Origin of the sequence: Micromonospora chersina (genome assembly GCF_900091475.1) — a bacterium.
Taxonomy (GTDB): domain Bacteria; phylum Actinomycetota; class Actinomycetes; order Mycobacteriales; family Micromonosporaceae; genus Micromonospora; species Micromonospora chersina.
On sequence record NZ_FMIB01000002.1, the window covers coordinates 2,087,816 to 2,100,917 of the forward strand.

Annotated in this window: 13 protein-coding genes; 7 read left to right on the forward strand and 6 right to left on the reverse strand. The window is 75.7% G+C overall.

Annotated features, from left to right (window positions below; all coding sequences use genetic code 11):
* The first annotated feature begins 124 nt into the window (after positions 1-124).
* Positions 125-1,627 (forward strand): hypothetical protein, encoded by a 1,503-nt coding sequence (locus GA0070603_RS31740; protein ID WP_208862848.1) that lies wholly within the window; start codon positions 125-127, stop codon positions 1,625-1,627.
* A gap of 296 nt (positions 1,628-1,923) precedes the next feature.
* Here the strand turns inward: GA0070603_RS31740 and GA0070603_RS09655 are convergent, their stop codons facing one another.
* Positions 1,924-2,964, reverse strand: coding sequence for an App1 family protein phosphatidate phosphatase (locus GA0070603_RS09655; protein WP_244282468.1), 1,041 nt, complete (start codon positions 2,962-2,964; stop codon positions 1,924-1,926).
* A 118-nt stretch (positions 2,965-3,082) separates the two neighbouring features.
* Between GA0070603_RS09655 and GA0070603_RS09660 the strand changes: the two genes are divergently transcribed.
* From GA0070603_RS09660 to GA0070603_RS09675, 4 genes are all read left to right on the forward strand, one after another.
* On the forward strand, positions 3,083-4,693 hold the full coding sequence (locus GA0070603_RS09660) for a glycosyltransferase family protein (RefSeq protein WP_091321739.1): 1,611 nt from the start codon (positions 3,083-3,085) through the stop codon (positions 4,691-4,693).
* Positions 4,694-4,715: 22 nt separating this feature from the next.
* Positions 4,716-5,513 carry a peroxide stress protein YaaA gene (gene yaaA, locus GA0070603_RS09665; protein WP_167544527.1) on the forward strand — a complete coding sequence of 266 codons (798 nt, stop codon included), beginning with the start codon at positions 4,716-4,718 and terminating at the stop codon, positions 5,511-5,513.
* Between the two features lie 108 nt (positions 5,514-5,621).
* Complete coding sequence (locus tag GA0070603_RS09670; RefSeq protein ID WP_091310483.1) at positions 5,622-6,290, forward strand: hypothetical protein; 669 nt, start codon at positions 5,622-5,624, stop codon at positions 6,288-6,290.
* Positions 6,291-6,392: 102 nt separating this feature from the next.
* A complete protein-coding gene (locus tag GA0070603_RS09675) occupies positions 6,393-7,343 on the forward strand; it encodes a TAXI family TRAP transporter solute-binding subunit (protein WP_091310486.1) in 951 nt (316 codons plus the stop codon).
* A 7-nt stretch (positions 7,344-7,350) separates the two neighbouring features.
* Here GA0070603_RS09675 and GA0070603_RS09680 read toward each other — a convergent pair whose 3' ends face one another.
* The 4 genes from GA0070603_RS09680 to GA0070603_RS32360 form a co-directional block, all read right to left on the reverse strand.
* Positions 7,351-8,805 (reverse strand): sensor histidine kinase, encoded by a 1,455-nt coding sequence (locus GA0070603_RS09680; RefSeq protein ID WP_091310489.1) that lies wholly within the window; start codon positions 8,803-8,805, stop codon positions 7,351-7,353.
* A gap of 10 nt (positions 8,806-8,815) precedes the next feature.
* A complete protein-coding gene (locus GA0070603_RS09685) occupies positions 8,816-9,484 on the reverse strand; it encodes a response regulator transcription factor (RefSeq protein ID WP_208862849.1) in 669 nt (222 codons plus the stop codon).
* 173 nt (positions 9,485-9,657) lie between these two features.
* The gene (locus tag GA0070603_RS31960) at positions 9,658-9,852 is read right to left on the reverse strand and encodes a hypothetical protein (RefSeq protein ID WP_244282469.1); all 195 of its coding nucleotides are present in this window, start codon (positions 9,850-9,852) and stop codon (positions 9,658-9,660) included.
* A complete protein-coding gene (locus tag GA0070603_RS32360; RefSeq protein ID WP_279627485.1) occupies positions 9,849-9,971 on the reverse strand; it encodes a hypothetical protein in 123 nt (40 codons plus the stop codon). Before GA0070603_RS32360 ends, GA0070603_RS31960 begins: the two co-directional genes overlap by 4 nt.
* 112 nt (positions 9,972-10,083) lie before the next feature.
* On the opposite strand from GA0070603_RS32360, the gene GA0070603_RS09695 reads away from it, so the two are divergent.
* Both GA0070603_RS09695 and GA0070603_RS09700 read left to right on the forward strand, forming a co-directional pair.
* Positions 10,084-10,422: a DUF952 domain-containing protein gene (locus GA0070603_RS09695; protein WP_091321742.1), complete on the forward strand. Its 339-nt coding sequence runs from the start codon at positions 10,084-10,086 to the stop codon at positions 10,420-10,422.
* 151 nt (positions 10,423-10,573) lie between these two features.
* The gene (locus GA0070603_RS09700) at positions 10,574-11,116 is read left to right on the forward strand and encodes an acyltransferase (protein ID WP_091310492.1); all 543 of its coding nucleotides are present in this window, start codon (positions 10,574-10,576) and stop codon (positions 11,114-11,116) included.
* Between the two features lie 57 nt (positions 11,117-11,173).
* Here the strand turns inward: GA0070603_RS09700 and GA0070603_RS09705 are convergent, their stop codons facing one another.
* On the reverse strand, positions 11,174-12,922 hold the full coding sequence (locus GA0070603_RS09705) for a CDP-glycerol glycerophosphotransferase family protein (protein WP_091321743.1): 1,749 nt from the start codon (positions 12,920-12,922) through the stop codon (positions 11,174-11,176).
* Positions 12,923-13,102 lie beyond the last annotated feature (180 nt).

Consider the following 13,102-nt stretch of genomic DNA (forward strand, 5'->3'; position numbering starts at 1 on the left):
CGCTGGACGGATGCCGGACACCCGTGACGGACGAGGCGGAGGAGCTTCGATGGCGTGGAGCAGAGGCACAACCAGGCGACGGAGGACGGCGGGCTCGTCCCGGAACCGGAAGATCGCGGGCGGCGTGGCGCTGGCCATGACGGCCGGTGCCGCGTTCGCGGTGGCCACCGGCACCGGCCAGGCGGCCGAGAACTGCCAGGGCCTGGACACGGCGCTCCGCAACAACCTGACCTTCATCGCCGACCAGCGCCGCAACCCGGACGCCAACTCGGCGGCCCGGATCGCCAACCGGCAGGCCGTGGTCGACCTCATCCAGCAGCGCCGGAGCGCCGCCGGCTGCGCCGGGACGGTCGAGGTGGCCGGTGCGATCTGCCCGAGCGTGCCCTGGGAACAGGCGATGGGCACGCAGCTCGGCCGCGCCTGGGCGGTGACCGAGCAGATGGCCGGCGAGCGCTCCGGCCAGCTCGCCGACCCGCAGGTCACGCGGGCACGGGTGAAGCGACTCACCGGCCTCGTCGACGGGGTAAGCGGCATCGTGCAGGGCGCCCAGGAGGCACAGGCCGGGGAGGCCGGGGCTGCGGCCGGCGGAGCCGGCAAGGTCGGCGCGGCTGGCAATGCCGGTGGAGCCGGTCAAGCTGGTGGAGCTGGCGATGCGGGCGGAGCCGGCAAGGCCGGTGGTGCCGGGAAGGCCGGTGGTGCGGCCGGCGGAGCCGGTGCAGCTGGCGGTGCGGCGGGTGGCGCGGAGCGCGCCGCCAACATCATCAACGCGATCGGCGGCCTGCTGGAGCAGATCGCCGCCATCGTGCAGGCGGCCCAGCAGGCGGACGGCGGCCAACAGGCCGGCGCCGGCCAGGAGGCGGACGGCGGACAGCAAGCCGGCGACGGCCAGCAGGCAGGCGGGGCGCCGGGCGATGAGCAGGGTGCCGGCGAGCAGGAAGGCGCGGGCCAGCAGAACGGCGGCGAGGCGGCAGCGGACCAGCAGGGCCAGGCCGAGCAGCAGAACGGTCAGGCGGCCGACGGGCAGCAGGACGGCGACCAGGCCGCGGAGGGCGATCAGGCCGCAGACGGTGACCAGGCGGCCGGCGGTGGCCAGGCGGCAGCAGCCGGGAAGCGGGTCGCCCAGCGGCTTCAGCAGGTCCGAGCGCGGATCCAGCAGCTCCGGGCGATCGTCCAGCAGATCCGCGCCGCCCGCCAGGCCGCCCGCGACCAGCGCGGCCAGGGCCAGGACGTCGGCCAGGGCCAGAACGGTCAGGGCCAGGGACAGGACGTCGGCCAGGGGCAGGGCGGCCAGGGCCAGGGCGGCCAGGGGCAGGGCCGGGGCGCCGACCAGGCTCCCGGCCGGAACAAGGGCATGAACCAGGCCGGTGCGGGCGCGAACCAGGGTGGCCAGGGGCAGGTCTACATGGTGGCCGACCCGAGCGTGCCCGGCTGTGCCCCGGCCGACCCGGGCCAGGGCGCCGCCAACGCAGGCGAGCAGAACGACGCCGACCAGCAGGACGGCGCGCCCGACGGCAAGAGCAGCGACCCTGCCGACTCAACCGCAACCGACAAGGCCGAGGCCCCAGGCGCCGACGCCGGCATGGCCGACCCCGGCGACCAGGGCGCCATGACCGGCACAAATGGATGACGAACCCACGGCGTCCCCGAGGCCGGCATGACCACCACGCTCCCGAACCGACGCCCACGCGGACAGTGCCCGACGGTCGATCAACCGATCGTGGACACTCACCGTTCGCACCGAACGGCAACTGTCCACGATCCCGACGGAAGCGCAAGGCTCCGGCCCTGACAGCATGACAAAAGGGACCTGACCCCCGACTGACAGACACCCAGACCCCACACGGCGTTGATCATGAGGTTGGCGGCGCTCTAGGAGATCGACTTCGCCGTCAACCTCATGATCAACGGATAAGGCGGGAGGGGTCAGACCAGGCCGGCTTCGCGGAGGAGTTTCCAGAGGCCGGCGCCGTCGGGGGCGGCCAGCCACTTCTGGCCCACCGGGCCGGCCGAGGGGCGGCCGGGTGGGGTGGGCAGGCTGCCGGCGAGCACCGACTGGGTGGGCGAGAGGCGGCGGATCGCCACCCCGGCCACGTTGTCCGGGTGGGCGGCGGCGAACTCGCGGTAGATCTCCTGGTCGTGCTGCCCGTCGTCGCCGATGAGCAGCCAGCGGACGTCGGGGAACTCCCGGGCCAGCCGGGCCAGGGTGGCCCGCTTGTGTTCCCGGCCGCTGCGGAACCACCGGTCGGCCGTCGGCCCCCAGTCGGTGAGCAGCAGCGGACCGGCCGGGTAGAGGTGCCGGGAGAGGAACCGGGTCAGCGTCGGCGCGACGTTCCAGGCGCCGGTGGAGAGGTAGAAGACCGGCGCGCCGGGGTGGGCGGTGACGAGGCGCTCGTACAGCACCGCCATGCCGGGGACGGCGGCGCGGGCGTGCTCGTCGAGGACGAAGGTGTTCCAGGCGGCGAGCAGCGGCCGGGGCAGCGCGGTCACCATGACCGTGTCGTCGATGTCGGAGAGGATGCCGAACCGGACCTCCGGGTCGAGGATGCGGACCAGCGCCTCCACGGGTTCGGCGTCGGCCACGCTGAGGCGTACGCAGCCCCAGCCCGGCGTGAAGTCGGCCTTGATGACGGTGTCGACGAAGCCGCTGCGGTCCGCTGTCGCCTCCTGGGTGGCGCCGCCCGCCTCGATGGTGACCTTCGCGTACTTGGCGGGCAGCGTGGTGAAGCTGCGCCAGCCGCGGACCTTCTCCAGCCGGCCGCGCTGGCGGGTGTCGGGGCGGCCGAGCAGCACCCGGCAGAGCACCCGCGCCCACCCGGGGGCGCCGTACCCGGCGTACGCGATGATGTTGACCTGCCACCCGGTGCGCCGCAGCCGGCGCTCCACCAGGCCGTGCAGCGCGTCCTCGATGCGGGCGGCCCGGTGCAGTTGCGGCACGGCCAGTTGGTCCGGTGGTGTGGGTGGCACGCTGTCACCCTGCCACAACCCGCGCGCACCGGCCACGCGAGTGGTCTGCGCCGATCCCCCCGCCGCCCGTCGCCGGGCGTGACAGACTGCGGTCGAGGCGACGACGGGGGCGTTGGTCGTGTCGAGACCAGAGCGGGACCCGGGACGATGGCGTCCGGCGCTGGACCGGCCGGCGCTGGTGGCGCTGCTGCTCGGCGTCGCCGGGGTGGGCTACCGGCTGGTGCTGACGCTGCTCACCCTGCCCACCTCGAACAGCGACGAGGCGACCTTCGGCCTGGCCGCCCTGCACATCGCCACCGGCAACGAGCGGCCGGTCTTCCTCTACGGCCAGCGCTACATGGGCATGCTGGAGTCCTACCTGGCGGCGCCGCTGCTGGGCTGGGCCGGGGCGAGCTGGCCGGTGCTGCGGCTGCCGCTGCTGGCGCTCTTCGCGGTCTTCCTGTGGCTGGCGTACCGGCTGACCCGCCGGCTCTTCTCCCCCTGGCTGGCCACCGTCGTGGTGGGCCTGCTGGCGCTCGGCTCGGAGCGGGTGGTCCGCGACCAGCTCACCGCTGTCGGTGGCCGGCCGGAGGTGAAGCCGGCGGTGCTGGCGATGGTGCTGATCGCGGTGGCCCTCGGCGAGCGCCGGGTCCGGCACCGCTGGCTGGCCACCGGCCTGTTCGGGCTGCTGGCCGGGGTGGCGCTCTGGTCGGACTGGCTGATCGTGCCCTACCTGGCGGTGGCCGGGTTGCTGCTGCTGTGGGCCGCGCCCCGGGACCTGGTGGGCTGGCCGGGGGTGCTGCTCGTGGTGGGGTTCGTGCTCGGTGTGGCGCCGATGGTGAAGGACAACCTGGTCGCCCCGGACGGGCAGGACTCGCTGTCGGTGTTCCGGGAGATCAGCACGAAGGACGGCGCGACGCCGTCGCTGGCCGAGCGGCTGCACGGCGGGCTGCTGGAGGGGGTGCCGCTGGCCTCCGGGCTCTGCCCCATGGACGGCTGCGCCCGCTGGGCGCAGTGGTTCGGGCTGCTCTATCCGGTGCTGCTGGTGGCCGCCGCCGGGCTCGGGCTTGTCGCGTTCCGCCGGGCCGCCGACCCGCCCGCGCGGACCCGGACCGTGGCGATCCTCGCCCTGGTCGCCGGGGCGGCGCTGACCCTGCTGGCGTACGTGCGCAGCCCGCTCGCCGCGACCGACCCGCTCGGCAACTCCCGCTACCTGTCGGTGCTCCAGATCTCGCTTCCGGCGGTGCTCTGGCCGCTCTGGCGGGCCGCCGCGCACGCGGTCCGGGCCACCGCGGGCGGGGCGGCCCGGCTCGCCGGCGCGCTGGCCGGTGTGGTGCTGGCCGCGCTGGTGGCCGCCACCCTCGCGGGCACCGTGGCGTTCGTGGCGGACGCCCCGTCGCTGCGGGCCGAGGAGCGGCAGGCGCGGGAGCTGGCCGACGCGGTGCGCCGGGCCGGGCTGCGCGAGGTGTACGGGGACTACTGGACCTGCAACAGGTTGATCTTCAACACCGGCGAGGCGGTGGTCTGCGCGGTGCTCGACGGCGACCTGAGCCCGGGGCAGAACCGCTACCCGGCGTACTGGAAGCGGGTGGGGCGGGCGGCCCGACCCGGGTACGTGGTGGCCGTCGGCTCGTCCGCGGAGCGCGGGCTGCGCCGGATGCTCGGTGACCGGGCCGACGCGGCGCTGGTGGCCGAGGTGGGCGGCTATCGGGTGTACCACCCGGACGCCGCCGTGCGGCCGTGGCGCTGAACCCGGGCCGTACGCTGTGCCGATGCTCATCCTGCTGCCCCCGTCGGAGGGGAAGGCCGAGGCCGGCACCGGCCGGCGGCTGGACCTGTCGAAGCTCTCCCTGCCGGAGCTGAACCCGGCCCGGGAGGAGGTGCTCGCCGCCCTCGTCGACCTCTGCGCCGGCCCGGACGAGGCGGCGGCTCGCGAGGCGCTGGGCCTGAGCGAGGGGCAGCGCGGCGAGTTGCGGCGCAACGCGCGGCTGCGGGCGGCGGCCACCGCGCCGGCCGGGCGGATCTACACGGGGGTGCTCTACGAGGCGCTCGACCTGGCCACGCTGCCTCCGGCGGCCGAGCGGCTGGCCCGCCGCTCGGTGCTGGTCAGCTCGGGCCTGTGGGGCGCGGTGCGCCTCACCGACCGGATCCCGCCCTACCGCTGCCCGGTCGGGGCGCGGCTGCCGGGCGTCGGGGCGCTGTCGGCGTACTGGCGCGCGGCGCTGGCGGGGGCCATGGCGGCGGCCGCCGGGAAGGGTCCGGTGCTGGACCTGCGCTCCGGCGCGTACGCGGCCACCTGGGCGCCGCGCGGGGCGGTCGCCGAGCGCACCGTGACCGTGCGGGTGCTGCACGAGCGGGAGGTCGACGGGGTGCCGACCCGGTCGGTGGTGAGCCACTTCAACAAGGCCACCAAGGGCCGGCTGGTGCGCGACCTGCTCACCGCCGGTGCCGGACCGCGGACCGCCGACGCGCTGGTCGGGGCGCTGCGCGAGCTGAAGTACCAGGTCGAGGAGCAGCCGCGGGCGGCCGGTCGCCCCCGCCAGGTCGACGTGGTCGTCACCGAGCTCTGAGGGCGGCTTGCCGCAAATTTTGCTCAAGGCTCGGTCGCAGCGGTTTCGCGGTGCCGACGGCGGGGGCCACGGTTAGGGAACCCCGACGCCGACCAAGGAGCTGTTCCGATGGCCCCCGAGTCCACCGCACTGCTCGACCGGCCCCGCCAGTCGTCACCGCCTCCGCCCCTGGACTGGCTCACCCTGGCCGACGCCTTCGAGGTCGCCTGCCTGGTGCGCTGCACGCCGCCACCGGCCACCGACGCCCGCCGAACCGACGTCGGGGCGTACCGGGGCGGGATCGCCGAGTTCAACCGCGAGGACGCCGCGCACCGGATGCGGCAGCTGCTGCACCGGCTGGACGTGCCGGTGGAGCACGAGCTGGCCACGGGCGGCCTGCGCCGCCGGTACGAGCTGCACCGGCTGTCGGTGCCCCGGGAGCACCGGCCGGCGTACGCGACCCTGCTGGAGGCCGGCTGGCGGCAGGGCCGCCGGGAGCTGCTCGGCGGGCCCTTCCCCGGGGCGTCCACGGCCCGGCGGGTGTGGCGGCCCCGACTGGCGGCCGCGGCGTGGCGGGCGGCGCTGCTGGCCGGCGGCCGGCACGTACGCCGGCACAGCCTCGGCATCCGGCTGGCCGACCGGGACCTGGCCGCGGTGCTGGTCCGGAGCGCGGCGTTGCTGGACGTGCCGGCGGTGCTGCGGCCCGGCTCGGGCTGTTTCCTGGTGAGCGTGGCCAACGGGCCGCACCGGGTGCGGATCACCGAGAGCGCGAAGCTGGCCCCCGCCGCGGCCTGCTGACCGCGGCACCCGAGCCCCGCCCACGGTCACCGCACGGCCGCGGGGGCGGAGTCGGGTGGCCGGGCTTGCGCGGCGGGTGGTCGGCGGCGCACAGTTCAGCCCGTGAGCCGACACTGGTCTGTGCGCGGCCGGCGCCGGACCGCGGCCCCGCTGGCGCTGTTGCTGCTGCTCGTGGCCGGCCTGGCCGGCTGCCGGGACGAGCCCACCGAGCCGGTGCGGATCCGGATCGCGACCGGCAGCCCGACCGCCGTCTACCACGCCTTCGGCCAGTCGCTGGCCGCCCTGCTCAACCGGGAGCTGCCCGGCGTGCGGGCCAGCGTGGTGGTCACGGCGGCGTCCGCGCAGAACGTGCGGCTGGTCGGCGCCGGCGAGGCGGAGCTGGGCTTCACCCAGGCCGACGTGCTGCCGCCGCACGCGCCGGAGCACCCCACGGTGCTCGCCGTGGCCCGGGTCTACGACGACCTGCTGCACCTCGTCACCACCGCCGGCGGCCCGGTACGCACCCTCGCCGACCTGCGCGGGCGGCGGGTGTCGGTGGGCGCCGACGGCTCCGGCACCGAGGTCACCGCCACCCGGCTGCTCACCGTGGCCCAGCTCGGCGGCACGGTGGTGCAGGAGCACCTCGGCCTGGACGACTCGGTGGCGGCGCTGCGTGCCGGCCGGATCGACGCCTTCTTCTTCTCCGGCGGCCTGCCGGTCCGCGGCGTCGCGGAGCTGGCCGGGCGCACCTCGATCCGGATGGTCGACCTGGGCGAGTGGACCGAGCCGCTGCGCAGCGGCTACGGGCAGGTCTACGTGACACGGGACATCCCCCGCTCGGTCTACGGGTCGGACCCGGTCAGCACGGTGGCGAACCCGAACTACCTGATCGTCCGCGCCGACCTGCCGACGGAGCTGGTGCGCGAGGTGACCCGGCTGCTGATGGAGCGCCGGGAGGAATTGGCCGCCGCGCACCCGGCGGCCGGCCGGATGAGTCCCCGGGCCGCGATCGTCACCACCCCGCTGCCGCTGCATCCGGGCGCGGCGGAGTGGTACCGCGCCACCAAACCCTGACGCGGGGTCAGCGCCGCCCGGCCTCGGAGCCGACCCGCGCGACCGGGCCGTCAACGGGCGCCGCGGCCGGTCCGTCCGGCTCGGCGGGCTCGTCGTCGGGGGCCGGGAACCACACCTCGGCGACCAGCCCCCGGGGCTCGCCCTGGCGCATGGTGAGCCGACCGTCGGAGGCGTCGACGAGCACCGCGACGATGGTCAGCCCGAGCCCGGCGCCGTCGACGTTCTGCACGTCGGGGGCTCGCCAGAACCGCTCGGTGGCCTGGTCGAGCTGGCTGGCCGTCATGCCGGGGCCGGTGTCCCGCACCTCCAGGGCGGTCCCGCCGTCGGCCCGCCGTACGGTCACCGTCACCGCTCCCCCGGCGCCGCTGAACTTGACCGCGTTGTCGATCAGCGCGTCGAGCGCCTGGTCGATGGCGGTCGGCACGGTCCGGGCGTACGCGGGCGCCCCGGTCGTGTCGAGCGCGAGGGTGACCGACCGGTGCCGGGCCAGCGGCAGCCAGGCCGCCACCCGGGAGGCGGCGATGCCGGCGGCATCGACGGTGACCCGCTGGTTCTCCTCCCGCTCGGCGCGGGCCAGGGTGAGCAGCGCGTCGAGCACGGTGGCCAGCCGGTCGGTCTCCTCCAACGCCAGCCGGTGCTCGGCCCGGCCGTCGGGGTCGGTCAGGCTCGGTCCCAGCTCCTCCACCCGCAGCCGCAACGCGGTCAGCGGGTTGCGCAGCTGGTGGCTGGCGTGCGCGACGAACGCCCGCTGCCGGTCCATCACGTCGGAGACCGCGTCGGCCATGTCGTTGAAGCTGGTCGCCAGGCGGCGCAGCTCGGGCGGGCCGAGCCGGGGGCGGACCCGGGCCCGCCGGTGCCCCTCGGCGATCTCGTGGGTGACCGCGTCCAGCTCGGTGACCGGGCGCAGCACCCAGCCGGCCAGCCCGAACGCCGTGGAGACGCAGGCCAGCACCGCGAGCAGGCCGATCCCGGCCAGCAGCAGCCACCAGGCGGTGACGGTGCGGCGCACCTTTGCCGCCGGGGTCGTGGTGATCACGGCGCCGAGCACCTCGCCGCCGTCGTTGATCGGGACCGCCACCACGAGCGGCCCGTCCACCCACGGCCAGACCGACTCCGGCCCGCTGAACTGCTGTCCGGAGAGCGCGGTGTCCAGGGCCGGGTCGGTGCCCGCGCCGAACTCCCAGCGGGCCGAGGCGGCCACGGTGCGGCGGTCCCGGTCCACCACGGCGGCGCCGACGCCGTAGAGGTCGTCGTAGGCGGCCAGTTCCCCGTCGAGCGGGCCGGGGGTGCCGCCGCGCAGCGCCGGGCCGGCCAGCGAGGCGAACCGGGTGGCGTCGGCGAGCCGGTCGGCGCGGACCCGGTCGGTCTCCCGGGTGGCCAGGGTGGCGGCGAGGGGGGTCTCCAGGGCGAGCAGCACCAGCACCATCAGCAGCAGATAGCTGATCACCAGCCGGCGGCGCACCGGGGCCTCCTCACTCGCCGCGGAGCCGGTAGCCGACCCCGCGGACGGTCTCGACGAGCGTCGGGTCGCCGAGCTTGCCGCGCAGCGAGCCGACGTGCACCTCGACGGTGTGCCGGTCGGCCCAGGTGGTGCCCCAGACGTCGAGCAGGATCCGGTCCCGGGGCACGGCCACCCCGGGCTGGCGGGCCAGGGAGAGCAGGATGTCGAACTCCTTGCGGGTGAGCGCCACCGGCCGGCCCGCCACCGTGACGGTCCGGCCGCCCACGTCGATGCGGACGGCCCCCGCCTCGATGTGGTGGCGTTCCGGCACGGTGTGCGCGGCGCGGCGCAGCACCGCCTCGATCCGCGCCTGGAGCTCCACCATCGAGAACGGCTTGACCACGTAGTCGTCGGCGCCCAGCCGCAGCCCGAGCACCCGGTCGCGTTCCTCGCCCCGGGCGGTCACCGCGATGATGCCGAGCTGGCTGCTGCGCCGGCGCAGCTCCCGGCACAGGTCGGTGCCGTCGCCGTCGGGCAGGGTCAGGTCGAGCAGCACCAGGTCGCACGGCGCGGCGGAGAGCGCGGCCCCGACGGTGGCGGCGTGCTCGACCTCGTATCCGCGCCGGGTCAGCGCGGACGACAGGGCGGCGGCCACCCGCCGATCGTCCTCGACCAGGAGGATCCGCACCCGTGTCTCCATCCGCTCGACGTGCTGCCCTGGGAATGGTGGCAGACACGGCCCGGCAAGGGGAGACCCCGGGCGCACCGTGCGAACCGGGCACGCCGCCGGTGAGCTGAGGTTCCGCCTGGTGTTCGCGGCTGCTGCCACACCGGAGTCCCCGGTCACCGACCCCGCCGGCGCCCCTGCCGCCGTCAGATGCCGAAGACCTCGTCCGCGGTGGCGTCCCGGACCCCGTCGGTGAAGCCGCGGAAGCCCGGGTCGGCGTGGCTGGCCGGCACGCTCGTCACGTTCTCGCCGGTGGCCTCGGTGACGGCGTCGACAAGCGGCGGGAAGTCGATCTCGGCGTCGTTGAAGGAGTCGTCGTCGGCCTGCCCGAGGTTGATCACCTGCTGGACGTCCTCGGTCGGGGTGTCCGGGGGTCACCGGCCCAGTCGGTGCCGGCCCGGTAGCACTCGTCGTAGACGCCCCGCTGGCCGTCGGTCCAGTCGCCGTCGTAACCCTGCATGCCCACCCCTCCGCGGCCGCCGCACCCCGAGCATGCGGGCTCGGGGCGGCAACCGGAGGCGTACACCGGAACCGGCCCACGGCGGGCGGTCGCCGGTCTCTAGGCTGCGATGGTGATCTACAAGATTCTGGCCACCAGCGAGTGGGAGCAGGCGCAGGAGGCCGGGCGGTTCACCGGCACCGCGATGGACCAGCAGGACGGTTTCATCCACCTGTCGGCGGCGGACCAGGTGGTGGAGACGGCCCGCCGGGTCTTCGCCGGGGTCGCCGGCCTCACCCTGCTCGCCGTGGACGAGGCGCGGCTCGGCGACGCGCTGCGCTGGGAGGTGTCCCGGGGCGGGGCGCTGTTCCCGCACCTCTACGCCCCGCTGCCGGTCGACGCGGTGCTGGCCGCGCACGCCCTGCCCGCCGACCGGCCCGCCGCCGACGCGGTGGCGGAACTGGTCGCCTGACGGCTCGTTATGCTGCGTCGAGCCCGCCCGCCGGCTCCGGAAGTCCGGCGCGGCCGGGCGGTCCTGGCCCGGCCGGGCGCGCGGCGGTCAACCGACGCGGCCGCCCGGCACCGACGGCGCGACGACGCGCCCTGCGACGATGCGAGTTGACATGACTGACACCACCAACCGGTCCGCCTCCGTCTTCGTCCACCCGACGGCCGACGTGGAGGACGGCGCCCAGGTCGGCGACGGCACCAAGGTCTGGCACCTGGCCCACGTCCGGTCCAGCGCCCAGGTCGGCGCCGGCTGCGTGATCGGCCGCAACGTGTACGTCGACGCGAACGTCACCGTCGGCGACCGCGTGAAGATCCAGAACAACGTCTCGGTCTACCAGGGCGTGACGATCGAGGACGAGGTCTTCGTCGGCCCGTGCGCGGTGTTCACCAACGACTTCCGCCCGCGCGCCCAGAACCCGGACTGGACCATCACGCCGACCATGGTCCGCCGGGGCGCCTCGATCGGCGCGAACGCCACCCTGGTCTGCGGTATCGAGGTGGGCGAGTACGCGATGATCGCCGCCGGCTCGGTGGTGACGAAGGACGTCAAGCCGTACCAGCTGGTGGCCGGCAACCCGGCCCGGCCGAAGGGCTGGGTCGACGAGAAGGGTGAGGTCGTCTCCCGGGACGTCGACAACCCGCCGCACCAGGGCTGAGCGCGCGACCGGGGCGGCGACCCGACCGGTCGTCGCCCCCGCGCCTCGCCGCCCCGGTCAGCCGCAGAGCCGGCCGATCTCGTCGCGGAACCGGTCCATCGGGTTCACCCCGGGCGGGCCGAGCAGGTACGCCTTCAGCTCCCGCCGCGCCCCGGCCATCGGGTCGTCCCCGGCCCCGGTGACGGCCAGGACCTCCGGCAGCTCATGACAGTCGGCGGAGAGCAGGTACGCCGCGCGCGCCGTGGGAAAGGTCCGGCGGAACTCGTCCTCCGGCAGGCCGGCCGGGTTGGCCACCACGTACGGCCGCTCGCTCTGCACCCAGTCGGAGACCACGCTGGAGACGTCGCTGACGAGCAGGTCGGTGACGTTGAAGCAGTCGAACAGGGCCGGGGTCCGGCCGGTGACCACCAGATGCGCGGCGCCGTCCAGCGACGTCGGGTCGGTCCGGCCGCCCGCGCCCCGGATCCGGGCGACGATCCGCTCGTGCGCCGCCCGTGCCTTCCCCGACCGGCTGCCGGTCAGCGGGTGCGGCTTGTAGACCAGCCGCAGGTCGCCGGCGGCGAGCAGCCCGGACACGATCCGCTCCCCCATCAGCACCAGCGACGTGTGGTACGGGTCGTCCTCAAGCCAGCCCTCCCAGGTGGGGGCGTAGAGCACGGTGAACACGTGGTCGGCGGCGCCCGAGCCGAAGGTGTGCACCCCGGCGAGCTGCGGCCGGCCGATCTCCACGATGTCGCGGTCCAGCACGCCCACCCCGGCCCGGGCGTACCGCTCCCGGCCGGCCGGCCCGGCCACCCAGACCTCGTCGTAGACCTTGCTGTACGGGTTGACGCTGGCCTGCTTGTCGCTGTCGCCGTGGCCCACGAAGACGTGCTTCACGCCCGGCTCGCGCAGCAGGTGGATGTTGGCGCCGACGTTGGCCACGTAGAGGGCGACCCGGATCGGGGCCAGGTCGAGGTTCATGAAGTCCACGCCGGCCGGTACGCAGATCACCGGCAGCCGGGTGTCGGCCAGCTCGCGGAACGCCTCCTCGGAGCGCAGCAGCACCACCGCGCGCCGGCCGGCCGCCTCGACCGGGGCGAGCCACATGTTGACCTGGTAGACGTCCCTGGCCGAGCCGGCGAAGTAGAGCGCCACCTCGGGCCGCTCCCGGGCCAGCCAGTCGTGCACGGCGGGCAGCACGCCGGGGGCCTCGCCCCGGCCGGGCAGCCGGGTGAGCGTCAGCACCGCGGCGGTGACCAGCCCGGCCACCAGCGTGACCACGCCGGTGACCACCACCGGGGCGACCCGGTCGGCGGCCGCGGCCACCACGGCCGCCGGCACGAGCAGCACGTTGAGCAGGGGCAGTCGCAGGCCGGCCAGGCGCCGCGCCCAGGCCGGCGGGACCGGCGCCCGGCGCAGCGCGCCGAGGTCGAGGTTGCGGGTCAGCGCCGGGGTGGCGGCCCGCCCGTCGACCGCCCGCGCCAGTGCCGTGGTGCCGACGGCCACGGTCCAGAGGGCGGCCGGCAGCAGCAGCACCGCGAGCGTGCCGGCCCGGTCGGGGCGGACCGCGCTCACCACCAGCAGCACCACGGACAGGTCGCGGACCAGGCGGCGGAAGACCAGCCCGACGCCGGCCTTGCGGAGCAGCCCGCCGGTCTCGGCGTACCGGGTGGCGAGGGTCAGCTCACCGGTGATGACCACCGCCGCGGCCACCGCGTACGGGACCACCAGACCGAGGACCCCGGAGAGGATCATGACCGCGTAGCCGAGCAGCGTCAGGCCCACGACGGCGAGACCCCGCTGGCTCCGCACCCTGCTGAACAACGGCACGCTCCCTGTCCGCCCACCGGCGTCGAGGCGGCCCGGCAACGGGCAGCCGCGACCGAAAACGGGGCAAGCAAGACAAGTATCGCCGGGGGCCGGGCGGGCGAGCGGCCGTTGGACGACGCTCACCCCGGCGGGCGGCGCGACGCGAACGGGCCCCGGCCGTCACACGGCCGGGGC